At 57.9% G+C, this 14,745-nt stretch carries 9 protein-coding genes; 8 read left to right on the top strand and 1 reads right to left on the bottom strand.

Features of this window, described 5'->3' with window-relative positions:
- Positions 1 to 58: 58 nt before the first annotated feature.
- The 8 genes from gntK (at position 59) to glgP (ending at position 13,168) form a co-directional block, all read left to right on the top strand.
- The gene (gene gntK, locus ABLU88_RS18880) at positions 59 to 589 is read left to right on the top strand and encodes a gluconokinase (protein WP_004854998.1); all 531 of its coding nucleotides are present in this window, start codon (positions 59 to 61) and stop codon (positions 587 to 589) included.
- Complete coding sequence (gene gntU / locus ABLU88_RS18875) at positions 589 to 1,929, top strand: gluconate transporter (protein ID WP_014227075.1); 1,341 nt, start codon at positions 589 to 591, stop codon at positions 1,927 to 1,929. The genes gntK and gntU overlap by 1 nt, the downstream gene beginning before the upstream one ends.
- A gap of 452 nt (positions 1,930 to 2,381) precedes the next feature.
- Positions 2,382 to 3,488 carry an aspartate-semialdehyde dehydrogenase gene (gene asd, locus ABLU88_RS18870; RefSeq protein WP_004854992.1) on the top strand — a complete coding sequence of 369 codons (1,107 nt, stop codon included), beginning with the start codon at positions 2,382 to 2,384 and terminating at the stop codon, positions 3,486 to 3,488.
- Positions 3,489 to 3,736: 248 nt separating this feature from the next.
- Positions 3,737 to 5,923, top strand: a complete 2,187-nt coding sequence (gene glgB / locus ABLU88_RS18865; protein WP_348837568.1) for a 1,4-alpha-glucan branching enzyme — start codon at positions 3,737 to 3,739, stop codon at positions 5,921 to 5,923.
- Entirely contained in the window at positions 5,920 to 7,896 is a 1,977-nt protein-coding gene (glgX, locus tag ABLU88_RS18860) for a glycogen debranching protein GlgX (RefSeq protein WP_102803174.1), read from the top strand. Before glgB ends, glgX begins: the two co-directional genes overlap by 4 nt.
- Before the next feature lie 80 nt (positions 7,897 to 7,976).
- A complete protein-coding gene (glgC, locus tag ABLU88_RS18855) occupies positions 7,977 to 9,272 on the top strand; it encodes a glucose-1-phosphate adenylyltransferase (protein ID WP_004106488.1) in 1,296 nt (431 codons plus the stop codon).
- Entirely contained in the window at positions 9,272 to 10,705 is a 1,434-nt protein-coding gene (glgA, locus tag ABLU88_RS18850; protein ID WP_004854984.1) for a glycogen synthase GlgA, read from the top strand. The genes glgC and glgA overlap by 1 nt, the downstream gene beginning before the upstream one ends.
- A 15-nt stretch (positions 10,706 to 10,720) precedes the next feature.
- Positions 10,721 to 13,168 carry a glycogen phosphorylase gene (gene glgP / locus ABLU88_RS18845; RefSeq protein WP_014227071.1) on the top strand — a complete coding sequence of 816 codons (2,448 nt, stop codon included), beginning with the start codon at positions 10,721 to 10,723 and terminating at the stop codon, positions 13,166 to 13,168.
- 51 nt (positions 13,169 to 13,219) lie between these two features.
- Here the strand turns inward: glgP and glpD are convergent, their stop codons facing one another.
- Positions 13,220 to 14,728, bottom strand: a complete 1,509-nt coding sequence (gene glpD, locus ABLU88_RS18840; RefSeq protein WP_004854978.1) for a glycerol-3-phosphate dehydrogenase — start codon at positions 14,726 to 14,728, stop codon at positions 13,220 to 13,222.
- Positions 14,729 to 14,745 lie beyond the last annotated feature (17 nt).

The raw sequence follows: 14,745 nt of genomic DNA, 5'->3' as shown, positions 1-14,745 counted from the left end.
GTATTCCACGCCGTTAAACGCTGCCAGGCTGCGCGTATGTGTCCAGTGGGAGGAAGCTTTGAGCACGACTAACCATGATCACCACATCTATGTCCTGATGGGCGTTTCCGGCAGCGGCAAATCCGCTGTCGCCAGCGAAGTGGCGCATCAACTGCACGCCGCGTTTCTCGACGGCGACTTTCTGCATCCGCGCAGCAACATCAACAAGATGGCTTCCGGCGAACCGTTAAATGACGATGACCGCACCCCGTGGCTGCAGGCGCTGAACGATGCCGCGTTTGCCATGCAGCGTACCAATAAAGTGTCGCTGATTGTCTGCTCCGCGCTGAAAAAGAGCTACCGCGACATCCTGCGTAAAGGTAACCCGAACCTCTCATTTATCTACCTGAAAGGCGACTTCGAGGTTATCGAACAACGTCTGAAGGCGCGTAAAGGCCACTTCTTTAAAACTCAGATGCTGGTCACGCAGTTTGAAACGCTGCAGGAACCGGGCGCGGATGAAAACGATGTTTTAATCGTCGATATCGACCAGTCATTGGAAGGCGTGGTCGCCAGCACCATTGAGGTGATCAACAAAGGCAGTAAATAGTGAGTACATTAACGCTTGTTTTAACAGCAGTCGGCTCCGTTTTGCTGCTGCTGTTTTTAGTGATGAAGGCGCGTATGCATGCCTTCGTGGCTTTGATGGTGGTTTCTATTGGAGCAGGGCTTTTTTCCGGCATGCCGTTGGACAAGATCGCGGCGACGATGGAAAAAGGCATGGGCGGCACGCTGGGCTTTCTGGCTATCGTCGTCGCGCTGGGGGCTATGTTCGGTAAGATCCTGCATGAAACCGGCGCGGTCGACCAGATTGCCGTTAAGATGCTGAAATCTTTCGGCCACAATCGCGCCCACTATGCGATAGGCCTGGCCGGACTTATCTGCGCGCTGCCGCTGTTTTTCGAAGTGGCGATCGTGCTGCTGATCAGCGTGGCTTTCTCAATGGCGCGCCACACCGGCACCAACCTGGTGAAGCTGGTGATCCCGCTGTTTGCTGGCGTAGCCGCTGCGGCCGCGTTCCTGCTGCCGGGGCCCGCGCCGATGCTGCTGGCCTCGCAGATGCACGCCGACTTTGGCTGGATGATCCTGATTGGCCTGTGCGCCGCGATCCCGGGGATGATTATCGCCGGACCGCTGTGGGGTAACTTTATCAGCCGTTACGTTGAGCTGCATATTCCGGACGATATTAGCGAGCCGCACCTCGGCGAAGGCAAAATGCCGTCATTCGGCTTCAGCCTGTCGCTGATTCTGCTGCCGCTGGTGCTGGTTGGCCTGAAAACCATCGCCGCGCGCTTTGTGCCGGAAGGCTCTACCGCCTACGAATGGTTTGAGTTTATCGGCCATCCGTTTACCGCGATTCTGGTGGCGTGCCTGGTGGCTATCTATGGCCTTGCGGTACGTCAGGGGATGGCCAAAGATCGGGTGATGGAGATTTGCGGTCATGCGCTCCAGCCTGCGGGCATTATCCTGCTGGTCATCGGTGCGGGCGGCGTGTTCAAACAGGTGCTGGTCGACTCTGGCGTCGGTCCTGCCCTCGGCGAAGCGTTGACCGGTATGGGCCTGCCGATTGCCATCACCTGCTTCGTGCTGGCGGCGGCGGTGCGTATTATTCAGGGCTCCGCGACCGTTGCCTGTCTGACGGCCGTTGGGCTGGTGATGCCGGTTATCGAACAGCTGCACTACAGCGGCGCGCAGATGGCGGCGCTCTCTATCTGCATCGCCGGCGGCTCTATTGTCGTCAGCCACGTTAACGACGCGGGCTTCTGGCTGTTCGGTAAGTTTACCGGCGCGACCGAAGCGCAAACGCTGAAGACCTGGACGATGATGGAAACCATCCTCGGCACCGTCGGGGCGATTGTCGGCATGATTGCGTTTACGCTATTGAGCTAAACGACAAAGTGAAACACCCGGCGGAGCGAGGCGATGCCGGGTTAATTTTTCCGCTCTACTTATATCGAAAACCCCTAGCTTTACCCCTCTCCCGATCTGCCACTATCAGAAATACGATAAACGTCATACGGCTCACAAACCCGCGCCACGCCTGGATTTAACCGGTTTGTTTAGCAAGAGTAAAACAACCGAATTTCTGCCGTAATCCATAATCCTGATCAATAAAATAGCGGCGGAAAATATTTCCTTCGCGATATAAATTCCCTGATAATTATTAGGGTATTCCGGGGGGCCAGCGACGGCTGCCGCTATGCAAAATTAGTTACGTTACTGATTGCCTGGCAATCATTGATTAATTTCACTTGCGACTTTAGCTGCATTTTGTAATGTGAAGGACTAACCAGTAGGAAACTGGCCTGGAACAAACAGCACACACCTCGCAGGAATACGTTATGAAAAATGTTGGTTTTATCGGCTGGCGCGGAATGGTCGGCTCTGTCCTCATGCAACGCATGGTTGAAGAGCGCGATTTTGATGCCATTCGCCCTGTTTTTTTCTCCACCTCCCAACTGGGGCAGCCTGCTCCATCCTTTGGTGGCAGTACCGGTGGCACGCTTCAGGATGCATTCGACCTGGAAGCACTGAAGGCGCTGGACATTATTGTCACGTGTCAGGGCGGCGATTACACCAACGATATTTACCCGAAGCTGCGTGAAAGCGGCTGGCAGGGCTACTGGATTGACGCCGCCTCTTCGCTGCGCATGAAAGACGACGCCATCATCATTCTCGACCCGGTGAACCAGGACGTTATCACCGCCGGTCTGAACAACGGCGTTAAAACCTTTGTCGGCGGCAACTGTACCGTCAGCCTGATGCTGATGTCTCTCGGCGGCCTGTTTGCTCAGGATCTGGTTGAGTGGGTTAGCGTGGCGACTTATCAGGCGGCTTCCGGCGGCGGTGCGCGGCATATGCGCGAGCTGCTGACCCAGATGGGCCAGCTGCACAGCCATGTTGCGGCTGAGCTGGCGGATCCGGCTTCCGCGATCCTGGATATTGAACGCAAGGTCACCTCGTTGACCCGCAGCGGCGAGCTGGCGGTAGACAACTTTGGCGTTCCTCTGGCGGGCAGCCTGATCCCATGGATCGACAAACAGCTGGATAACGGCCAGAGCCGTGAAGAGTGGAAAGGCCAGGCGGAGACCAACAAAATTCTCGCGACCGCCTCACCGATTCCGGTAGACGGCCTGTGCGTTCGCGTTGGCGCGCTGCGCTGCCATAGCCAGGCGTTCACCATCAAGCTGAAAAAAGATGTTTCTATTCCGACCGTTGAGGAACTGCTGGCCGCGCATAACCCGTGGGCCAAAGTGGTACCGAACGATCGTGATATCACCATGCGTGAGCTGACTCCGGCTGCCGTTACCGGCACCCTGACCACCCCGGTGGGTCGCCTGCGTAAACTGAACATGGGGCCGGAGTATCTGTCGGCCTTCACCGTTGGTGACCAGCTGCTGTGGGGGGCCGCCGAGCCGCTCCGCCGCATGCTAAGACAGCTGGCGTAGTCGTCACAAGATGAGAAAAGGGGTGTTGAAACACCCCTTTTTTTTGCGTAATACAAGGAGTAAACGCGAATGTTAGATTTTTCCCAACGGAGGTAACTCAGCCTTGGCTATGCTTTAAGTAAGGAGTCACGATGTCTCCTTACCTGAAGGTGGGACGGAGCAGGGGGACGCATAACGTGCTGCGCCGTTCAGGTCAAAAAAAAGTCGCCGGATACAGGAAAGGGCGACACCTACAACAGGATGAAACCATGTCTAATCGTATTGATAAGGACGTGATTAATGCGCTTATCGCCGGCCATTTTGCGGATCCTTTTTCCGTGCTTGGCATGCATTACACCGACGCCGGGCTGGAAGTTCGTGCATTATTACCCGATGCCACCGATGTGTGGGTCATTGAACCAAAAACCGGACGCAAAGTCGGCAAGCTGGAATGCCTCGACTCGCGCGGTTTATTCAGCGGCGTTCTGCCGCGTCGTAAAAATCCTTTTCGCTATCAGCTGGCCGTCACCTGGCACGGGCAGCAGAACCTAATTGATGACCCGTACCGTTTTGGTCCGCTGCTGCAGGATCTTGATGTCTGGCTGCTGTCGGAAGGCACGCATCTGCGTCCTTATGAAACGCTGGGCGCGCATGCCGATACCATGGACGGCGTGGTCGGTACGCGTTTCTCCGTATGGGCGCCGAATGCCCGCCGGGTATCGGTCGTCGGCCAGTTTAACTACTGGGACGGCCGCCGCCACCCGATGCGCCTGCGTAAAGAGTCCGGCATCTGGGAGCTGTTTGTTCCCGGCGCGCTGAACGGCCAGCTGTATAAATTCGAGCTTATCGATGTCCACGGCAACCTGCGGGTGAAGTCCGATCCTTACGCTTTTGAAGCGCAAATGCGTCCGGAGAGCGCCTCGCTCATCTGCGGGCTGCCGGAAAAGGTCGCACAGCCGCCGGAGCGCAAGCAGGCTAACCAGTTTGATGCGCCGATCTCGATTTATGAAGTACACCTCGGCTCCTGGCGCCGCCACACCGATAATAACTTCTGGCTGAGCTATCGCGAGCTTGCCGACCAGCTGGTCCCGTATGCCAAATGGATGGGCTTTACCCACCTCGAACTGCTGCCGGTGAACGAGCATCCGTTTGACGGCAGCTGGGGCTACCAGCCGACCGGGCTGTACGCGCCCACCCGTCGCTTCGGTACCCGGGAGGATTTCCGCTACTTTATCAACGCCGCGCACGCCGCGGGGCTTAACGTTATTCTGGACTGGGTGCCTGGCCATTTTCCGGCGGATGACTTTGCGCTCGCCTCGTTTGACGGCACCTCGCTGTATGAACACAGCGACCCGCGCGAAGGCTACCATCAGGACTGGAACACCCTGATTTACAACTACGGCCGCCGCGAGGTCAGCAATTACCTGGTCGGCAATGCGCTGTACTGGATCGAACGCTTCGGCATTGACGCGCTGCGGGTTGATGCGGTGGCGTCGATGATTTATCGCGACTACAGCCGCAAGCAGGGCGAGTGGGTGCCGAACGAATTCGGCGGTCGGGAAAACCTTGAAGCGATTGAGTTTCTGCGCAATACCAACCGCGTGCTGGGCGAACAGACGCCGGGCGCGGTAACCATGGCGGAAGAGTCGACCGATTTTCCCGGCGTTTCCCGTCCTTCCTCCACCGGCGGGCTGGGTTTCTGGTTCAAGTGGAACCTCGGCTGGATGCACGACACCCTCGACTACATGAAGCTGGACCCGGTGCATCGCCGTCATCATCACGACAAGATGACCTTCGGTATGCTCTACAACTACACCGAAAACTTTGTCCTGCCGCTCTCTCATGATGAAGTGGTGCACGGCAAAAAATCGATACTCGACCGCATGCCGGGCGACGCCTGGCAGAAGTTCGCTAACCTGCGCGCCTACTACGGCTGGCTGTTTGCCTTCCCGGGTAAAAAGCTGCTGTTTATGGGCAATGAGTTTGCTCAGGGGCGCGAATGGAACCACGACGCAAGCCTCGACTGGCATCTGCTGGAAGGCGGCGATAACTGGCACCACGGCGTCCAGCGGCTGGTGCGCGACCTCAACCATACCTATCGTCACCATAAAGCGCTGCACGAGCTGGATTTCGATCCCTACGGCTTCGAATGGCTGGTGGTGGACGACCATGAGCGTTCGGTATTTATCTTTGTTCGTCGCGACAGGGCGGGCAATGAAATTATCGTCGCCAGCAACTTCACCCCGGTCCCGCGTCATGAGTACCGTTTTGGCATCAACCAGCCCGGCCGCTGGCGTGAAGAGCTCAACACCGACTCCATGCATTACCACGGCAGCAACACCGGCAACGGCGGCGTCGTTGAGAGCGACCCGATCGCCAGCCACGGTCGTGAACACTCCCTCTCCATTACGCTGCCTCCGCTGGCGACGGTGTGGCTGGTGCGGGAGGCGCAATGATCGCACTCGCGGCAGGACAGCCCGCGCCTTTAGGGGCCAGCTACGACGGTAAGGGCGTGAATTTCGCGCTCTTTTCCGCCCACGCGGAGCGGGTGGAACTCTGCGTGTTTGACGAGCAGGGTAATGAACGGCGCGTCGACCTGCCCGCGCGCAGCGGCGATATCTGGCACGGCTGGCTCGCCGATGTCGGGCCTGGCCTGCGCTACGGCTACCGCGTCCACGGGCCCTGGGACCCAACGCAAGGGCACCGCTTCAACCCGGCGAAGCTGCTGCTTGACCCCTGCTGCCATCACGTGGAGGGTGGGCTGCCTGACGATGAGCGTCTCCACGGCGGCGACTTCGCTCCCGACAACCGCGACAGCGCAGCGATAGCGCCGAAGTCGCGGGTGATCGACCTGCATTACGACTGGCGCGGCGATAAGCCGCCGCGCACGCCGTGGGGCCAGACGGTGATTTATGAAGCCCACGTCAAGGGGCTGACGTATCTGCACCCCGATCTGCCGGAGAATATCCGCGGCACCTATAAAGCGCTTGGTCATCCGGTGATGATCGATTACTTCCGCATGCTGGGCATTACTGCACTAGAGTTAATGCCGGTGGCGCAGTTCGCCAGCGAACCGCGCCTTCAGCGGATGGGGTTAAGCAACTATTGGGGCTACAACCCGCTGGCGATTTTCGCCCTCGACACGCGCTACGCCAGCGCGCCGGAGCAGGCGTTAAACGAGTTTCGCGATGCGGTAAAAGCGCTGCATGCGGCGGGCATCGAAGTGATCCTTGACGTGGTGCTGAACCATAGCGCGGAGATAGACCTGGAAGGGCCGACCTTCTCCCTGCGCGGAATCGATAACCGTAGCTATTATTGGATCAGGGAAGACGGCGATTACCACAACTGGACCGGCTGCGGGAACACCCTCAACCTCAGCCACCCCGGCGTGGTGGAGTATGCCCGCCAGTGCCTGCGTTTTTGGGTTGACGAGTGCCACGTTGACGGCTTTCGTTTCGACCTCGCCTCGGTGATGGGGCGGACGCCGGCGTTTCGTCAGGATGCGCCGCTGTTTGAGGCCATCCGTAACGACCCGCGTCTGGCGGAGGTCAAGCTGATCGCGGAACCCTGGGATATCGGCCCGGGCGGCTACCAGGTGGGTAACTTTCCGCCGCTGTTCGCCGAGTGGAACGACCATTTCCGCGATACCGCGCGTCGATTCTGGCTGCAGCAGAACGTCTCGCTGGGCGACTTCGCTCAGCGTTTTGCCGCATCCAGCGACGTTTTTCAGCGTAACGGCAGAGCGCCTTCGGCGGCGGTTAACCTGGTCACCGCGCACGATGGTTTCACCCTGCGCGACTGCGTTTGTTTCAATCAGAAACATAATGAGGCAAACGGGGAGGAGAATCGCGATGGGACTAACAATAACTACAGCAACAATCATGGTATAGAAGGATTAGAAGGGAGTCTTGCCGTGATTGAACGGCGCCGTGCCAGCGTTCACGCTCTTCTGGCGACGCTACTGCTGGCGCAGGGAACGCCGATGCTGCTGGCGGGTGACGAACACGGTCACAGCCAGCATGGCAACAACAATGCTTACTGTCAGGACAATGCGTTGACCTGGCTGGACTGGAACCATACTAACCGCGGGCTGACCGCGTTCACCGCCGCGTTAATTCATCTGCGCCAGCGGGTTCCGGCTTTAACCGAGAATCGCTGGTGGCAGGAGGGAGACGGCAGCGTTCGCTGGTTAAACCAACATGCGCAGCCGCTGTCCGCCGATGAATGGCAGCACGGTGCGCCGCGTATGCAGATCATATTGTCCGATCGCTGGCTGATGGCGCTCAACGCCACCGCCGAGGTGGCAGAGATGGTTTTACCCGCGGGGGAATGGCGCGCCATTCCACCTTTCGCCGGAGAGGATAATCCGGTCACTATAGCTGTCTGGCATGGGCCCGCGCACGGAGTGTGCGTATTTCAAAGGTCGTAACCTCGGGGCTTCCGGTTGGTCTCGAAGCGGCGGCGCGACGAGAAGGGCAGGCAAGCTGGGGAGTAAAAAAGGAGTTAATTATGGTTGGGGTAGAAAAGAACGATCCATTGATGCTGGCGCGTCAGTTGCCGATCAAATCCGTTGCGCTGATCCTTGCCGGGGGACGTGGTACCCGTCTGAAGGATCTGACCAATAAACGCGCGAAACCTGCTGTCCATTTCGGCGGCAAGTTCCGCATTATCGATTTTGCGTTATCTAACTGTATTAACTCAGGCATTCGACGCATCGGCGTCATCACCCAGTATCAATCGCATACGCTGGTGCAGCATATCCAGCGCGGCTGGTCGTTCTTCAATGAAGAGATGAACGAGTTTGTTGACCTGCTGCCCGCCCAGCAAAGGATGCAGGGGGAAAACTGGTATCGCGGCACGGCGGATGCGGTGACGCAGAACCTCGACATCATTCGTCGTTACAAGGCGGAGTACGTCGTTATCCTCGCGGGCGACCATATTTACAAACAAGACTACTCGCGCATGCTTATCGATCACGTCGAAAAAGGCGCGCGTTGCACCGTGGCCTGTATGCCAGTGCCTATTGAAGAAGCACGGGCGTTCGGGGTCATGGCGGTGGACGAGAGCGATAAGATTATCGATTTCGTCGAAAAACCGGCTAATCCGCCTGCGATGCCGGGCGATGCCAGCAAATCGCTGGCGAGTATGGGTATCTATGTCTTTGACGCGGATTACCTTTATGAGCTTCTGGAAGAAGACGACAGCGATGAAAGCTCCAGCCACGATTTTGGTAAAGACATCATTCCGAAAATCACCAAAGCTGGCATGGCTTATGCACATCCTTTCCCGCTCTCCTGCGTGCAGTCCGATCCGCAGTCTGAGCCCTACTGGCGCGATGTGGGGACCCTGGAAGCGTACTGGAAAGCCAACCTCGATCTGGCTTCGGTGACCCCGGAACTGGACATGTACGATCAGAACTGGCCGATTCGCACCCATATGGAGCCTTTGCCTCCGGCAAAATTCGTCCAGGACCGCTCGGGCAGCCACGGGATGACCCTGAACTCGCTGGTTTCAGGCGGCTGTATTATCTCCGGCTCGGTGGTTGTGCAGTCGGTGCTGTTCCCGCGCGTGCGGGTGAATTCATTCTGTAATATTGATTCGGCAGTCTTGTTGCCAGAGGTTTGGGTTGGCCGTTCGTGCCGCCTGCGTCGCTGCATTATTGACCGCGCCTGCGTGATCCCGGAAGGTATGGTTGTTGGGGAGAACGCGGAAGAGGATGCACGCCGTTTCTACCGCTCGGAGGAAGGTATCGTGCTGGTCACCCGCGACATGCTGCGGAAATTGGGGTATCCACAGGAGCGCTAATGCAGGTATTACATGTATGTTCAGAGATGTTCCCGCTGTTAAAAACCGGTGGACTGGCGGATGTGATCGGCGCGCTGCCTGCAGCGCAAATTGCCGGGGGCGTCGACACGCGCGTACTGCTGCCCGCGTTTCCTGATATCCGCCGCGGCGTGACGGATGCGCAGGTGGTGACGCGCCGCGAGACGTTTGCCGGGCGCATCACTCTGCTGTTCGGTCACTTTAACGGCGTGGGCATCTATTTGATTGATGCCCCGCATCTCTACGATCGCCCAGGGAGCCCTTACCACGATACTAATCAGCACGCCTATACCGACAACGTGCTGCGCTTTGCGCTGCTGGGATGGGTCGGTAGCGAGATGGCCTGCGGCCTGGATCCTTTCTGGCGCCCTGACGTTGTTCACGCCCACGACTGGCATGCGGGCCTGACCCCGGCCTACCTGGCGGCGCGCGGCCACCCGGCTAAGTCGGTCTTTACGGTGCATAACCTGGCCTACCAGGGGATGTTCTACTCGTGGCATATGAACGACATTGAGCTGCCCTGGTCGTTCTATAACGTTCATGGCCTTGAATTTAACGGCCAGATCTCCTTTCTGAAGGCGGGGCTCTACTACGCCGACCATATTACGGCGGTCAGCCCGACCTATGCGCGCGAAATCACCGAGCCGCAGTTCGCTTACGGCATGGAAGGGCTGCTGCGTCAGCGGCAGCATGAGGGCCGCCTCTCCGGGATCCTCAACGGGGTGGATGACCATATCTGGAATCCGGAAAGCGACCTGCTGCTGGCCGCGCGCTACGATCGCGATCGGCTGGAAGAAAAAGCGGAAAACAAACGCCAGCTGCAAATCGCCATGGGGCTGAAGGTGGATGACAAAGCGCCGCTGTTTGCCGTTGTCAGCCGTTTGACCAGCCAGAAGGGGCTGGACCTGGTGCTTGAGGCGCTGCCGGGCCTGCTGGAGCAGGGCGGTCAGCTGGCGCTGCTGGGGGCGGGCGACCCGGTGCTGCAGGAGGGCTTCCTGGCCGCCGCGGCCGAGCATCCGGGCAAGGTGGGCGTACAGATTGGCTACCATGAAGCCTTCTCGCACCGCATTATGGGCGGCGCCGATGTGATTCTGGTGCCCAGCCGTTTTGAACCGTGCGGCTTAACCCAGCTGTACGGCCTGAAGTACGGCACGCTACCGCTGGTGCGGCGTACCGGCGGACTGGCGGACACCGTGTCCGATTGCTCGCTGGAGAACCTCGCCGACGGTCTGGCTACCGGCTTTGTTTTTGAAGATAGCAACGCTTTGTCGCTGCTGCGGGCTATTCGACGCACATTCGTCCTGTGGTCGCGCCCGTCGCTCTGGCGCTACGTCCAGCGTCAGGCGATGAATATGGATTTTAGCTGGCAGGTTGCCGCAAATTCTTACCGCGAACTTTATCAACGCTTGCTGTAACCAGGAGCCAAAGCTATGAATGTACCTTTTAGCTACTCATCACCCACCCTGAGCGTTGAGGCGTTAAAGCACTCTATTGCTTATAAGCTGATGTTTATCATCGGCAAAGATCCGGCTATCGCTAACAAACATGAATGGCTCAACGCCACGCTGTTCGCCGTTCGCGATCGCATGGTTGAGCGCTGGCTGCGTTCAAACCGGGCGCAGCTCTCTCAGGAAGTGCGCCAGGTTTACTATCTGTCGATGGAGTTTTTGATTGGCCGTACCTTGTCCAACGCGCTGCTATCGCTCGGTATTTATGAGGATGTGAACAGCGCGCTGGAAGAGATGGGGCTGAATCTTGAAGAGCTGATTGACGAAGAGAACGACCCGGGCCTGGGCAACGGCGGTCTTGGTCGTCTGGCTGCCTGCTTCCTCGACTCGCTGGCGGCGCTGGGTTTGCCGGGCCGCGGCTACGGTATTCGCTACGACTACGGGATGTTTAAGCAGAATATCGTCGACGGGCGGCAGAAAGAGTCCCCGGACTACTGGCTGGAGTACGGCAACCCGTGGGAGTTCGAGCGCCACAATACTCGCTACAAAGTGCGCTTCGGCGGCCGCATTCAGCAGGAAGGTAAACACTCCCGCTGGGTGGAGACCGAAGAGATTATTGCCGAAGCTTACGATCAGATCATCCCGGGTTTCGACACCGACGCCACCAACACGCTGCGTCTGTGGAGCGCACAGGCCAGCAGCGAGATCAACCTCGGTAAATTCAACCAGGGCGACTACTTCGCGGCGGTGGAAGATAAAAACCACTCTGAGAACGTGTCGCGGGTGCTCTATCCGGACGACTCCACCTATTCCGGGCGCGAGCTGCGCCTGCGCCAGGAGTATTTTCTCGTGTCGGCGACGGTGCAGGATATCCTCAGCCGTCACTACCAGCTGCATAAAACCTACGCCAATCTGGCGGACAAAATCGCAATTCACCTCAACGATACGCACCCGGTGCTGTCGATTCCGGAGCTGATGCGCCTGCTGATTGACGAGCATAAGTTTAGCTGGGATGAGGCGTTCGAGGTGACCTGCCAGGTCTTCTCCTATACCAACCATACCCTGATGAGCGAAGCGCTGGAGACCTGGCCCGTCGATATGCTGGGTAAAATCCTGCCGCGTCATTTGCAGATTATTTTCGAGATTAACGACTACTTCCTGAAGACCCTGCAGGAGCAGTATCCCAACGATACGGCGATGCTGGGCCGTACGTCGATTATCGACGAGTCTAACGGGCGTCGCGTACGCATGGCGTGGCTGGCGGTGGTGGTAAGCCACAAGGTCAACGGCGTGTCGGAGCTGCACTCCCGGCTGATGGTCGAGTCGCTGTTTGCCGAATTTGCCAAAATCTTCCCGATGCGCTTTACCAACGTCACGAACGGCGTCACTCCGCGCCGCTGGCTGGCGCTGGCGAATCCGCCGCTGTCGAAAGTGCTGGATGAAAATATCGGCCACACCTGGCGTACGGATTTAAGCCAGCTGAAGGAGCTGGAGCAGCATATTGACTATCCGAAGGTTAACCAGGCGGTGCGCCAGGCCAAGCTGGAAAACAAGCAGCGGCTGGCGAACTACATCGGCCAGCAGCTTAACGTGGTGGTCAATCCGAAAGCCCTGTTCGATGTGCAGATCAAGCGTATTCACGAGTACAAACGTCAGCTAATGAACGTGCTGCATGTGATCACCCGCTACAATCGCATTAAGGCCGATCCCGACGCCGAGTGGGTACCGCGCGTGAATATCTTCGCCGGCAAGGCGGCTTCGGCTTACTACATGGCGAAGCATATTATTCATTTAATCAATGACGTCGCGGCGGTGGTGAATAACGATCCGGACGTTGGCGATAAGCTGAAAGTGGTGTTCATTCCTAACTACAGCGTAAGCCTCGCACAGCTGATCATTCCAGCGGCGGATCTCTCCGAGCAGATCTCGCTGGCGGGGACGGAGGCGTCCGGTACCAGCAACATGAAGTTCGCGCTTAACGGCGCGTTAACCATCGGTACCCTGGACGGGGCTAACGTTGAGATGCAGGAGCACGTCGGGGCGGATAATTTCTTTATCTTCGGTAATACGGCGGAAGAGGTTGAAGCCCTGCGGGCTAACGGCTACAAACCGCGTGATTACTATGAGCAGGATGAAGAGCTGCACCAGGCGCTGACGCAGATCGGCACCGGCCTGTTCAGCCCATCGGAGCCGGGACGCTACCGTGACCTGCTGGATTCGCTGATTAACTTCGGCGACCACTATCAGGTTCTGGCGGATTACCGTAGCTACGTGGATTGTCAGGATAAGGTGGATGAGCTGTACCGTCACCCGGAGGAGTGGGCCAATAAAGCGATGCTGAATATCGCCAATATGGGCTACTTCTCTTCTGACCGTACGATTAAGGAGTATGCCGACCATATCTGGCATATCGATCCGGTAAGGTTGTAACGGATTAGCCATAAAAAACGGGGCCCGCAGGCCCCGTTACTGTTTGCGGTGTTACGACGCCAGCGACAGCTCAGACTTTCCCGCGTGCTGCGCCAGCCACTCGCTGATGCGCGCCTGCTGCTCGTCATTCAGCCACATACCTTGTTTAGTGCGACGCCAGATCGCGTCATCCAGCGAACGAACCCATTCGTGCTCAACCAGATAGCGCAGTTCGGCTTCAAAAAACTCATGGCCGAAATGCTCACCCAGATCGTCCAGTGAGGTCGCCTTATCAAGGATTAGCTCGCTATTGCTGCCGTAGGTGCGGGCGTAATGGCGGGCCATCGATTCGCTGATAAACGAAAAGCGGCGGCGCAGTTTCGCCGCGTAGTCGTCACGGTCGCTGCCGATATCGCCGCCGGGCAGCACCGCGGTTTTGGTCCATGCCGGGCCGATGCCTTTGTAGTAAGGCGTCAGTTTCTCCAGCGCATGTTCGGCCAGCTTGCGATAGGTGGTCAGCTTGCCGCCAAAGACCGACAGCAGCGGCGCCTGCCCGTTATCATCATGGATATCAAGAGTGTAATCGCGGGTGATCGCCTGCGGCGAGTCGGATTCATCGTCGCATAGCGGGCGCACGCCGGAGTAGGTCCAGACGATATCGTCTCGCGTGAGAGGCTTTTTAAAGTGGGCGTTATAGACGTTCAGCAGGTAGTTAACTTCGTTGTCGTCGATCGCTACCGCTTTCGGATCGCCTTTATACTCCACGTCGGTGGTGCCGATGATGGAAAATTCATCCATCCACGGGATCACAAACACAATGCGTTTATCTTCATTTTGCAGGATGTAGGCCTGTTTCTGCGTGTGCACGCGCGGCACCACGATATGGCTGCCCTTGATCAAGCGAATACCGTACGGCGAGCGCAGATGCATCCCTTCGTCGAAGAACTGTTTGACCCACGGGCCGGTGGCGTTAACCAGACCGCGCGCCTGCCAGGTAAACTTCTCGCCGCTATCAATATCTTCGGCTTCGACAATCCACAAACCGTTTTCACGTTTTGCCGAGATGGCGCGGGTCCGCGTGCGCACTTCCCCGCCTTTACGCACAACCATCTGGGCATTGGCCAGCACCAGACGCGCATCGTCAACCCAGCAGTCGGAATATTCGAAACCGCGCACGATTTCAGGTTTAAGTACCGATTCTGTGCCAAAACGCAACCCGGTTGAGCCGGGTAGGCTGGTGCGCTTGCCCAGATGATCGTACATAAACAGGCCAATGCGGATCATCCACGCCGGACGCAGGTGCGGGCGATGCGGTAAACGAAAGCGCATCGGGAAGGCGATATGCGGGGCCATTTTCAACAACACTTCGCGTTCGGCCAGCGCTTCGCTCACCAGGCGGAACTCATAGTGTTCAAGGTAGCGCAGCCCGCCGTGAATCAGCTTTGAGCTGGCGCTGGATGTGGCGCAGGCAAGGTCGCTTGCCTCCAGCATCAGTACGGATAAACCACGCCCTGCGGCGTCTGCCGCGATACCGGCACCGTTGATGCCTCCCCCTATCACAATCAGATCTTTGGTTTCCACGCTCGCCACCTCTTACA

Origin of the sequence: Klebsiella sp. GW_Kp182 (genome assembly GCF_040062275.1) — a bacterium.
Taxonomy (GTDB): domain Bacteria; phylum Pseudomonadota; class Gammaproteobacteria; order Enterobacterales; family Enterobacteriaceae; genus Klebsiella; species Klebsiella michiganensis.
The sequence above is the reverse complement of the archived record's forward strand: the minus strand, read 5'-3'. Positions and strand labels throughout refer to the sequence as shown.

What these genes read in the sequence shown, in the direction of transcription:
- asd (WP_004854992.1), top strand. Translation starts at nt 2,382, where the DNA reads ATGAAAAATGTTGGTTTTATCGGCTGGCGCGGAATGGTCGGCTCTGTC.
- glgB (WP_348837568.1), top strand. Translation starts at nt 3,737, where the DNA reads ATGTCTAATCGTATTGATAAGGACGTGATTAATGCGCTTATCGCCGGC.
- glgX (WP_102803174.1), top strand. Translation starts at nt 5,920, where the DNA reads ATGATCGCACTCGCGGCAGGACAGCCCGCGCCTTTAGGGGCCAGCTAC.
- glgC (WP_004106488.1), top strand. Translation starts at nt 7,977, where the DNA reads ATGGTTGGGGTAGAAAAGAACGATCCATTGATGCTGGCGCGTCAGTTG.
- glgA (WP_004854984.1), top strand. Translation starts at nt 9,272, where the DNA reads ATGCAGGTATTACATGTATGTTCAGAGATGTTCCCGCTGTTAAAAACC.
- glgP (WP_014227071.1), top strand. Translation starts at nt 10,721, where the DNA reads ATGAATGTACCTTTTAGCTACTCATCACCCACCCTGAGCGTTGAGGCG.